Here is a 10,347-nt window from a genome sequence, read left to right as displayed (position 1 = left end):
ACCTCGACCCACAATTGGGACATTCCCAACCTGCGTAGGCGAAGCCAGCCGAAGGGATCGCACCTCCCAACCCTGCCAACTTTCCCAACGCCTGCCGAAACCGCCCCAAAGGAGGACTGGCATTTCCGACAACCTGACATCGTATTAGTTCGGGGGCCGGGGGAGGCGAAAACTCAGGGGACTGAGGATTTGATTGAGAGTTCGCAGTTGTTCCGCAGTACCCAAACAAATCAGCGTATCTCCTCCTTCGATCGCAGTTTCTCCGGTAGGCCCGACAATCAAAGTCCCGCCAGCGCGCCGCACTGCTAAAACCAAGGCCCCGGATTGCGATCGCAACTTGGCATTTCTCAAAGTTTCCCCGACGTAGACACAACTATTGGGATCGACCAGAAATTCTTCCATGTAAAAAGAACTATCAGTCCCGGTCAAAACACCGTCTAAAAAATCCATAACTTGAGGCCGCAAAGCCGCCGCCGCCATGCGTTTTCCCCCGGTAATGTAGGGGGATACGACGGCATCGGCGCCGCCCCGCTGCAACTTCTTTACGGCTTCTTCTGTGGTGGCGCGGGCGATCGCCCGTACTTTCGGATTCAGAGTTTTCGCTGACATGACAGTGTATAAATTCTCGGCATCCGAAGGCAAAGCTGCTACTATGCAAATTGCGCGATCGATCCCCACACTCAGCAAAATTTCGTCCAGAGTCGCGTCTCCTTGGACAGCCGTGTACCCCAGTGCCAAGGCTGCCTCAACCGACTGTACCGCCGAATCTATGACCACAAAAGGAATATTTTCGGCCTGAAATTCCAAAGCAATCTGGCGGCCAGTGCGCCCAAAACCGCAGAGAATGTAATGCCCGATCAAAGAATCTACCAATCGTCGCTGCTGCCTAATTCTTGCTCCTTCTTGAAAATATCCTTCAATCAGCGCTTCTGTAAAGCGGTTGACGATGAAACCAATCACAATCACGCCCATCAAAATCAGGCATATGGTAAACATTCGCCCGCGTTGACCGAGGGGCTGAAGTTCACCGTAGCCGACAGTTGCTAGGGTAAATACTGTCATGTAAGCGGCATCGAGCAAAGACCATTTTTCCACCTGCCAATACCAGAGAGTACCTGTGCAGAAAATGCCGCCCAGGGCGATGACTCCGCCCGTTAAGTCTTTTTGCAGGCGCTGGTACTTTTGTTCTAGAGTTGAATACACCGATCGGGCTTACCTATTACCTATTAGCTGCTACCAATTTTAACGATATCAGCCCTAGACGCAGGGGGAGTCAATCGATTTTAGATTTTAGATTTTAGATTTTAGAGGCGACCCCACGGATAAATGCTCTTTCTTGAGGATTTTAGATTTTCGATTTTGGATTGATTCCACGGATAAATCACGTGGCGGGTACCACCTTTGAAAATCTTGGTCAAAAAGCCAGTTTCTGCCTACATACTTTGCTGCAAAACTCACGAGTTTGAGTCTCAACCGGGTTTTTTTTGCCTAATGCCTGATTGAGTTTCAATCCCGTCGCAGAGGTGGCGATTGCTGGGATAGGCGATCGGATTTGTCTGAAAATAATTGCGGGCTCCATCGCAACCCTGCTGCAACAAATCGTCAAGATTAAAATTCCACAGCATCACCGTACCGTCAGCGCTAGCAGTAGCGATCGCTTTGCCGTCTGGACTAAAACTCGCACTCCACACAGCATCCTTGTTACCTTTTAAAGTTTTGAGCAATGTACCGTCAATGTTCCACAGCCTCACCATTTTGTCTGTGCTTGCAGATAGCAACATTTGACTGTCGGGGCTAAAGCTGATATTTGTCACTCCACTTGTATGCTTTAAAATACTTAGCGGTGTGCCGTCTTTGCTCCAAATTCTCGCAGTTCCCCCAGCACTTGCAGTCGCCAGCATTGCTCCATCTGGACTGAAAGCTACACTCATTATTTTATCACTTTCAACCTGTAAAGTTCGGAGCAATTTGATATCGTTGCTTGCTTCGATTGACTGCTGTTTTTGCAACTTTTCCACAATTTTTCTCAAACTCCAAAGTTTAACAGTGCCATCAGTGCCAGCCGCAGCAATTATCTGACCGTCTGGGCTAAAACTCGCGCTGGTTATCCAACCTCGCTCCACTTTTAAACTTAACAATTCTTCACCGTTTATTTTCCATAGCTTAACTGTTCCATCGGCACTTGCTGAAGCAATAATTTTACCATCGGGACTAAAAGAGACGCTTGTTATTTGACCGCTGTGTCCTTTTATATCATGAATTAACTTGCCATCTTTTTGCCAAATTTTGAGAGTTTGGTCGTCGCTTGCAGAGACAATTATCTGACCGCTAGCATTGAAAATTGCCCTGATAATTTTATCAGTATGCCCTGTCAAAGTTGCTTGCAAAGTGCCATTATTTTGCCAAAGCTTGATATAATTATCATCGGTAGCAGTCACAATTGTTTGACTGTCGGGACTGAAACTCACGAAAGCGAGGGTACTGGCTTGAGTCTGCAAGCGGCGGCGTTCCCGAAAGTTGTAAACTGCCTGTTCGAGGGCGATCGCCACTCGCATCTGAATATCTGAACTCACTCCGAGCGATCGTTTCATTTCTCTAACAGCTCTGATGCTTTCTAGCAAAGCTTCTTCTTTTTTATCCGCAGCAAATAGCGTTTCTGATAGCAAACTGAGAGTGAGAATTTTGTTGTTTCTTTCTTCGATTGACGGTTTTACCCAAAAAGTTACTATCAGGATTGATATTAATATGACTGCGGCTCCTGTAACTGTTTGCACTCTCAGTTGTTGCTCGCGCCAAAGTTTAGCTGCAATCACTTTTTTCTGCTTTTGTGCTTCGCTTAGTTCCTCTAATAACTTTTTTTCGCGGCGCAGTTGTTCAATTTCAGCTTGAGTTTGTTTTTCGCGATCGCGCAATTTGGCAAACTCCGCTTCTTGACTCGCACCTAAAAATTGATAATCTTGGGTGTTTAAGCTTTTATTTGCCGCCCACTGTCGGGCATCTTCCAGTGCTTGACCCCGCAACAAGCGAGATTCGTCTTGACAATTTGTAGCTATCCATGCTGTTAGGGATTCAGCATAGGGGCGCAAGTCGCCGAGCGCTTTTTCTACCCAGTTATGGCTGAATATAGCTGCGTAAATGCGGTTGGATACGGTTAATTTCCCGGCTCGTTTTACTACTAATCCGCTCAGCCGCAATTCTGTTTGTTCGGGAGTATCATCCGCCCAGATTCCCCCTACCAGGGCGGGCACGGGGGCACCGCCCCTACAATCGGGGGGTTCTGAAAGTGGCAATATTTTTTGATATAGTCCTAATAACCTACTGGCGCGGTGCGGACTTCTGAGAAGGCGATCGCGAATTGTTTTAATGTGTACCGGTTCATCGGATGATTCCCAATTATCAATAATATGAGATTGCACGATCTCGCTAATTAATAATTGATTTGTAGTAAAATTTTTAGTTTTGCTTTCATCCGTTGAATCTGATATAATAGAAGCAGACGCTAAATTTTTTAAATGGTGTAGAATCAGCTTGCAAAGCTTTTGAGTCAGAAATGGCTGCCCTCCAGTCCAGTCCAAAATCTCTTTTAAAACCTCTTGAGGATTCTCTACTTTTCCCTCAAATCCCTTTGCTAAAGGCAGAGCTTCTTGTAAGTTAAAACCGTGCAATTCAATAGGTAAACCGATATTGAAGGGCGTGCGAGTTGCATCGCTAATTAAATCCGATGGGGTAGCTACTCCCAGCAAAGCAAATGTAATGCGCTGGTATTCTGAATTGTGAGCGCGTTTATTGTAGCAACATCTAATTAATGCAAAAAAATCGTCTAGCGGTTCTTGGAAACTCAGAACGCTATCAATTTCATCAATAAAAATGACCAGGTTTTGAGAAATTTTGACCAGCAGCAATTCTTCAATTAACTCTCCTAAGCGCTGCACCGGCGACATCAACTCTCTCTCCCGCCACCAAGCCATAAACTCGACTGGGTTAAACAGGTTGAAACTACACAAGAGTTTGTAAGCGACGCCGCCGTACCACTTATCCAGAGAGACTTGCTGGTTGCCAATGTCCGAAAGGTCGATCGTAGCACAGGCAATGCCATCAGCGGAGAGTTTTTGTACCGTTCGCACCAGCAAACTGGATTTGCCCATTTGTCGGGAATTGAGAACGTAACAAAACTCTCCAGCTTTCAGGGCTTGATAAAGTTCTGAGTCAGCTTGTCGCACTACATAAGTAGGTGCATCTTGCGGGAGACTGCCGCCGATTTGATATTGGTAATCGACTGTCATGATCTTGCCTATAATTAGATTATCTGGTCACTTGTGTTGTGCCTGTGCTACAAGCAAGTTTACCATTTTCATAGGTGGGTTCCGCTGGTTTAATTGTACCGGGAGAATCAGCTTGGCAGAATATGGATATTGTTGTTATTATTCCATCTTTAGCAGCCTTGGGCTCAAATTTTTTAACAGGAACTAGAAAGACACCGCCGACATAACTCTTAAGTTGTGGTTGCTTGGAGACTCCATAATTAAAAGCAGTTTGCTTTGTGGCGCGAACTGAATACTTGTATTTTGTTGTCTCCGTTTTTATCCCAATTTCCAAAGCATTAACAGAAGTGGCAAAAGCACTTTTTTCAGCAAAGTGAGCTTGCTGCGCCTTGTTCATTGAGCTCACATACTGTTTTGCTTCCGACTGCTTGCTTCTATTGGTATTATTTAGATAAAATGGCAGAGCTATCCCATTCATTACTCCAATACCGGCTATAAGTAATAAGCATCCACAACCGCGACAAGCTGCATTGCGAACTATTGATTCTTGATTGTTAGTCATGGTGTTGTCTCCTTAAATGGTATATACAATGCGAATTAAAGTCGGCGAGGCAGAGCCTCTGGATCTGCGTTACCAGGAAGAGCCTGGTAACGAGGAAAACGAGGAAAACGAGGGAATACTAATCTCTAAGCTCGCAGCTTTTGTACTTCTTTCCGATCAATGGATGTGGGCTGAACCACTTTACTGCCGATCGCAAAATCGCGCAATTCCACTCTCGTAAACTTCACACCCCAAGGATCTGTCGTTGTATCCAACTCCTCGACTAAAGCATTATTAATCTCATGTCGAGCCGTGTAGAGTTCCTCAACAGATAATTTAGCAAGGTGAGTCCGAATTGAAAGAATCAGCATATTTAACATCGCTTCCTTGAGATTCTGCACTTTGTAGGAAGCTTTTTCTAAGTCAATGATTCGCCAGTACACAATAAAATCAACGGTGACGGAAACCCGATCGCGCGTCGTGCATTCTTGCGGTGACAGCCTTAAAATTTGCTCGCGCAGAGTTTGTTTATAGGCGACTTGTTCGACAAAGGGAATCAAAAAGGTTATACCCGGTTCGAGTTTCTTGCGATCGTACTTTCCGAAAATTTCGACTAAGGCCTCATCTCCTTGACGGACGATTTTTACGCTGCTGGCTAAGGATACTCCGGTGATGGCAAGCAATACCGTCAAAAAATAGTGATACATAGTGAATCTCCTGGTAAATAGTTGACAGTTGACAGTTGACAGTTGACAGTTGACAGTGATTTCTTAGTCCGCGAAGGCGGACTTTGTTTGTGTAGAAGCGATTTCAATCGCCGAGTCATAAAAGTGCCAAGGTTTAGCCGTTGATGTGAATTAATCTGTCAGGTACAACAATCAACGTGTTTCCTTCGCGGCGCAAAACATAAACTTTTTGTCGGGGTGCGATCGCCCCTTGGGAATCTTCATTGCGAGCTTTCCAGGAAGCCCCTTCATAAATCACCATTCCGGTTTCTCCGGGGAAAATTTCGGAGATTGTTGTCGCTTCCGTGGCTTCGGGAATGACAAACTTTTTGCGAACAATGAAAATTGGTCGAATCCAGATGCTCAGCGCGAGGGCTATCCCCATCCAGTAGAAGATTTGCCAGTCAAAATCTTCATACATTATGTTCGCCCAACTAAACTGAAATGCTACAGATCCTCTCCACAAAATAAAGGATTCAATTAAAGCAGAAGCTCCCATCATTAACAGGTAAAATCTGTATTTTTGGGGCTGAGTTTTGATAATTAATAGCTCCATCGCACTCAGCACAACTCCCAGTAGCAGCCAGAATAGGGGCGGGGTGAAGGCGAAACCTGGTTGATTAGTGGCTGAGGCCAGTGACCAAATTAGGATAGAATACACAATGCTTTTACCTCGTTTTGATGGGATTCAACCTTGTTATTTCTAATCTAATCAGGTGGGTATTTGAGTTGGCGACTGAGTTATTTGAAAATTCATCGACTTTTCATCGACTTTTCATCGACTTTAGGGACGGTTGCCATTTATGATGGTTTCAGTGTCTTGATTGTGATAAGCAATGCCACGATCGCTAAAGGTGCGCGAAGAGTGCATTCGTGCAGTTAAATCCTGTCTCCTGAGAAATGGCTTTCCCAGTCAAAAAATCCTGGCTGAGGATTTAGGGATGGCCCAATCTACAGTCAGCCATTTTCTGAATGGCAAACCTGTGGATTATGCCAATTTCATCGAAATTTGTCGCGGATTGGGGCAGGAATGGCGCGATATAGCCGATTTTGAGGCGAATTCAGAGCCAGAGGAGGTAGTGCTGGTGAGGGCAAAAGTGGCGATCGCCTTCGAGGGCTTAGCCAACGCCCGATCGACCTCACACAACACCCTTTCCCAGCAGTTACACCAAGCTTTGAGTGCGGGAGGCCACGAAGTCTTTTTTATTAACAACAGCAGCGACTCAGCCTCATATTTAAAGCGTTGCGATTATTTGCTGTTGCTGATTTCCGAAGAATCGGCCGCTAGCGAAATGATATTGGAACAAGTGCAGCTAGCCAAAGAATTGCACAATCTAACTTCTCACAAACCAGCAATTTTACCGATTTTAGTTGAATTAAATACACCGCTTTCCTTTGACTTACTCAGCTATTTAGCAGGAATTCAGCCCTGGCTGTGGCGCGGTATTGGCGACTCATTTAAGTTATTATCCCAAATTTTAACCATTATTAAAGAAGGTCGCACATCGTTAACTGCCGACCATGAATTAGCTGTACAATGGCACGCAATTACTAGCACAAAACAGTCAATAATTCAACCCCTGCCAGCCGCGCCGCCAGAATTGCCGGGAGGACAAGTTGAACTCACTTCTTGTTTTTATATCGATCGCCCTCCGATCGAATCCCGCTGTTACGAGACGATCGCCCAACCGGGAGCCCTGATCCGCATAAAAGCACCCAGACAAATGGGCAAAACTTCCTTGATGGCGAGGATTTTGCATCATGCCGAACTGCAAGGTTCTCGCACGGTAGCGCTGAGTTTTCAGCTAGCCAATCGGAAAATATTCGCTAATTCAGATACATTTTTGCAGTGGTTTTGTGCTAGCATCGGTCAAGAGTTAGGAATGCTGGAGCAGTTGCCCAAGTGTTGGGAATTAGCCGATTTGATTGGCAGCAATCAGTGCTGCAAGGCTTATTTTGAACAGTATTTGCTGTCAGAATCCTCAAAACCTCTGACGTTAGGCTTGGATGAGAGCGATCGCCTGTTTGAATCGCCGGAAATTGCCGACGACTTTTTTGGGTTATTGCGAGCTTTACACGAAGAAGCAAAACGGCGAGATATTTGGAAAAAATTGCGTTTGATTGTGGTGCATTCGACAGAAGTATATATTCCGCTGGATGTGAATAAATCGCCGTTTAATGTGGGGTTGCCCATTGATTTGCCTGAGTTTAATTCCCAGCAAGTGCAAGACTTAGCAGCGCGACACGGAATCAATTGGAGTGCTACAGAAGTGGCAGAAATGATGGCGCTAGTGGGAGGACATCCCTACTTAGTGCGGCTGGCTATGTATCGCATTGCCTGTCAAGATGTGACTTTAAATCAATTGCTGAAATCGGCGGCAACCGAGGCAGGAATTTACAGCGACCATTTGCGCCGACATTTGTGGAATTTAGAAAAATATCCAGAATTAATCGAGGCGATGATGGAGGTAACGAGTGCGTCAAAGCCAGTCCGATTAAGGCTAGAAGTGGCGTTTAAATTAAACAGTATGGGGTTGGTGAAACAGGAGGGCAATTATTGCAGTGCGAGATGCAATTTGTATGAGGAGTATTTTCGCGATCGCCTTGACTGCAAATAATCCCTATTTACCCGATCGCCAAATCCACACTAACTACAAATTCGGGAAAAGCCAGCGGCGAAACTTCGTCGCCCCGCCAAAACCTCAGCATTAAACTGTAACCGTTAACCGTTGGCTGGCGGTTAACTTCCAAGCAGTTTTCCTGTAAATTTACTATCCAGACTTCCTGAATTTGCGATCGGGCATAAATAGGAAGTTTCACGTCTCTATCATAATCTATTGAAGTGTCAGCTACTTCTATTAACAGTAAAACTTCGGATGGGACCGGATGGGCGGTTGAATAGTAATCGGCGCGAGGTTGCAGCAATACTAGATCGGGTTGCGGTTCGGTTCGCTGGCTGACTTGAATGGGGTTTTGTACAGTCACAATCGCCCTTTCTTCTGGAAGCCGGCAAAAGAGTCGGGTAATGCGGTTAACACAACCTGCGTGACGAGTTCCAATTGCGGCCATTTGAACAAGTTCTCCTTCTATCAATTCTACGCGATCGCCCTCTGAAAGAATACCAGCTTTACCCATCAGATGGTATTCTTCTACGGTGAAAAGTCTTTTGAGCAACTGCACTGCCATAACTTACCGTTCCTCTAGTTTTGGGTTCCATTGTAGTTGATGGAAACACAGCTATATTAACAGCGGTCATAAAAAAATACAACTTGGGTGGGGATTTTTTATTAAGAAACCGCGAAGGCGCTAAGGACACGAAGGAAGAGAAAAAAGAAGGGAACAGAACCAGCGCAACCCAAAAATATCTATCAATAGAAAGGTGTATCCGGCTGACTGGTTCGGTATCTTGAAATTAATTAGCCATTATCCTCAGCAATCTGCAACGGTTGGCTGTTTGGGCAGGCAGCACAATAATCAGAGTTAGCATAACTTTATTCCATGCAAAACACCCTAGAGATACTTCCTTCTTCCGACTCGCCGAGTCTTCCCAAAAAGCAACCCGCACCCCCAAATTACGAAGCAGCCGATCGCCAATTTGTCAATTTGCTAGAAGTCGAGGATTTAGACAAGACTGTGGCGGCAAAACCGTTACTTGTCAGCGATTTTGAAAGCGCGATCGCCTATGCAATTCAAGCAGCTTACCAACAGGAACCGGGCGATGAGGCCGCTCACCGCTTCTTGCAGCGCGTACTTTACCGCATCAACCGCCTCAACTTGTTTTGGTACGACGATTTGCGCCGCTACAATAACGAGCGATCGCACTATTTGCGTTCCGTGCGCGATCGCATTGAGGAACCTTGGCAGCAGTGGGAAATCGCACAAATCGACGTTGCAGCGCTGCAAAAATTGCCGGATGTCAAGCAAGCGCTGCGCGATCGCGCGGCCGCCGATGTCGATCCTCCGCTAACTGAGATCGATCGCTACCAGCGGGAACAGATGACTGAAGAGGGATACAAACACCTGCTGGCGATCGCCTCCTTCGACGGTTTAGTGGAAGCCAGCCGTGTTTCTCGCATCATCGGCGGTGCCGGCAACGAAATTCAGTGCACCCTGACGCGAGTGCTGATCGAAGAATACGGCGGCGGTCGCCTCCCCCGCAAGCATTCGACCTTTTTTGCTCAAATGCTGGCAGAATTCGGGATGAGTACGGAACCCGAAGCGTACTTTGATTTAGTGCCTTGGCAAGTGCTCGCAAGCATTAATCACAACTTTCTGCTGACGGAACGCAAGCGCCATTTTCTGCGCTACAACGGTGGACTCACTTATTTTGAGGTCGCGGGGCCCGTGGCTTACCGCAATTATCTAGCCGCCGCCCAGCGTCTGGGTCTGTCGCAGGCTGCGATGGGTTATTGGGAACTGCACATCAAAGAAGATGAGCGTCACGGCCGCTGGATGTTGGATGAAGTGGCGATCCCGCTGGTTGATAGATACCCGCAGGAGGCTTGGGAACTGGTGTTGGGGTACGATCAGGAGAAGTCGATCGGCGATCGGGCTGGCGCTGCTGTAGTGCGATCGATCCAAGCCGCAGAACGGAATTAACAGCTATATCCTAGGGTGGGTCAGAGACTGATGCACCCTAGATTGTGCACCGTTCTCAATAAGCCTTTTAGGAACAGGCAAGATGCCTGTTCCACAAGAAATACACTCTTTGTGGAACAGGCATCTTGCCTGTTGCTCAAAAGGTGGAACAGGCATCTTGCCTGTTGCTCAAAAGGTGGAACAGGCATCTTGCCTGTTGCTCAAAAGGTGGAACAGGCAT

The 10,347-nt window shown here is 46.4% G+C and carries 8 protein-coding genes; 2 read left to right on the top strand and 6 right to left on the bottom strand.

Features of this window, described 5'->3' with window-relative positions; genetic code table 11:
- Positions 1-144 precede the first annotated feature (144 nt).
- The 5 genes from QT987_RS15045 to QT987_RS15025 form a co-directional block, all read right to left on the bottom strand.
- On the bottom strand, positions 145-1,203 hold the full coding sequence (locus QT987_RS15045; RefSeq protein ID WP_333241339.1) for a potassium channel protein: 1,059 nt from the start codon (positions 1,201-1,203) through the stop codon (positions 145-147).
- 266 nt (positions 1,204-1,469) lie between these two features.
- Positions 1,470-4,283, bottom strand: coding sequence for an AAA-like domain-containing protein (locus QT987_RS15040; RefSeq protein WP_333241337.1), 2,814 nt, complete (start codon positions 4,281-4,283; stop codon positions 1,470-1,472).
- 19 nt (positions 4,284-4,302) lie between these two features.
- Positions 4,303-4,824 (bottom strand): type IV pilin-like G/H family protein, encoded by a 522-nt coding sequence (locus QT987_RS15035; RefSeq protein WP_333211932.1) that lies wholly within the window; start codon positions 4,822-4,824, stop codon positions 4,303-4,305.
- Between the two features lie 125 nt (positions 4,825-4,949).
- Entirely contained in the window at positions 4,950-5,510 is a 561-nt protein-coding gene (locus tag QT987_RS15030) for an SPFH domain-containing protein (protein ID WP_333241332.1), read from the bottom strand.
- 133 nt (positions 5,511-5,643) lie between these two features.
- The gene (locus QT987_RS15025) at positions 5,644-6,189 is read right to left on the bottom strand and encodes an NfeD family protein (protein ID WP_333241328.1); all 546 of its coding nucleotides are present in this window, start codon (positions 6,187-6,189) and stop codon (positions 5,644-5,646) included.
- A gap of 175 nt (positions 6,190-6,364) precedes the next feature.
- Here QT987_RS15025 and QT987_RS15020 point away from each other — a divergent pair, with 175 nt between their 5' ends.
- Positions 6,365-8,146, top strand: coding sequence for an AAA-like domain-containing protein (locus QT987_RS15020; RefSeq protein WP_333241325.1), 1,782 nt, complete (start codon positions 6,365-6,367; stop codon positions 8,144-8,146).
- A 7-nt stretch (positions 8,147-8,153) separates the two neighbouring features.
- Here the strand turns inward: QT987_RS15020 and QT987_RS15015 are convergent, their stop codons facing one another.
- Entirely contained in the window at positions 8,154-8,714 is a 561-nt protein-coding gene (locus QT987_RS15015; protein WP_333241322.1) for a Uma2 family endonuclease, read from the bottom strand.
- Positions 8,715-9,026: 312 nt separating this feature from the next.
- Here QT987_RS15015 and QT987_RS15010 point away from each other — a divergent pair, with 312 nt between their 5' ends.
- Positions 9,027-10,127, top strand: a complete 1,101-nt coding sequence (locus tag QT987_RS15010) for an iron-containing redox enzyme family protein (RefSeq protein WP_333241317.1) — start codon at positions 9,027-9,029, stop codon at positions 10,125-10,127.
- Positions 10,128-10,347: the final 220 nt, after the last annotated feature.

The organism is Microcoleus sp. SVA1B4, from assembly GCF_036700545.1.
Taxonomy (GTDB): Bacteria; Cyanobacteriota; Cyanobacteriia; order Cyanobacteriales; family Microcoleaceae; genus Microcoleus.
The sequence above is the reverse complement of the archived record's forward strand: the minus strand, read 5'-3'. Positions and strand labels throughout refer to the sequence as shown.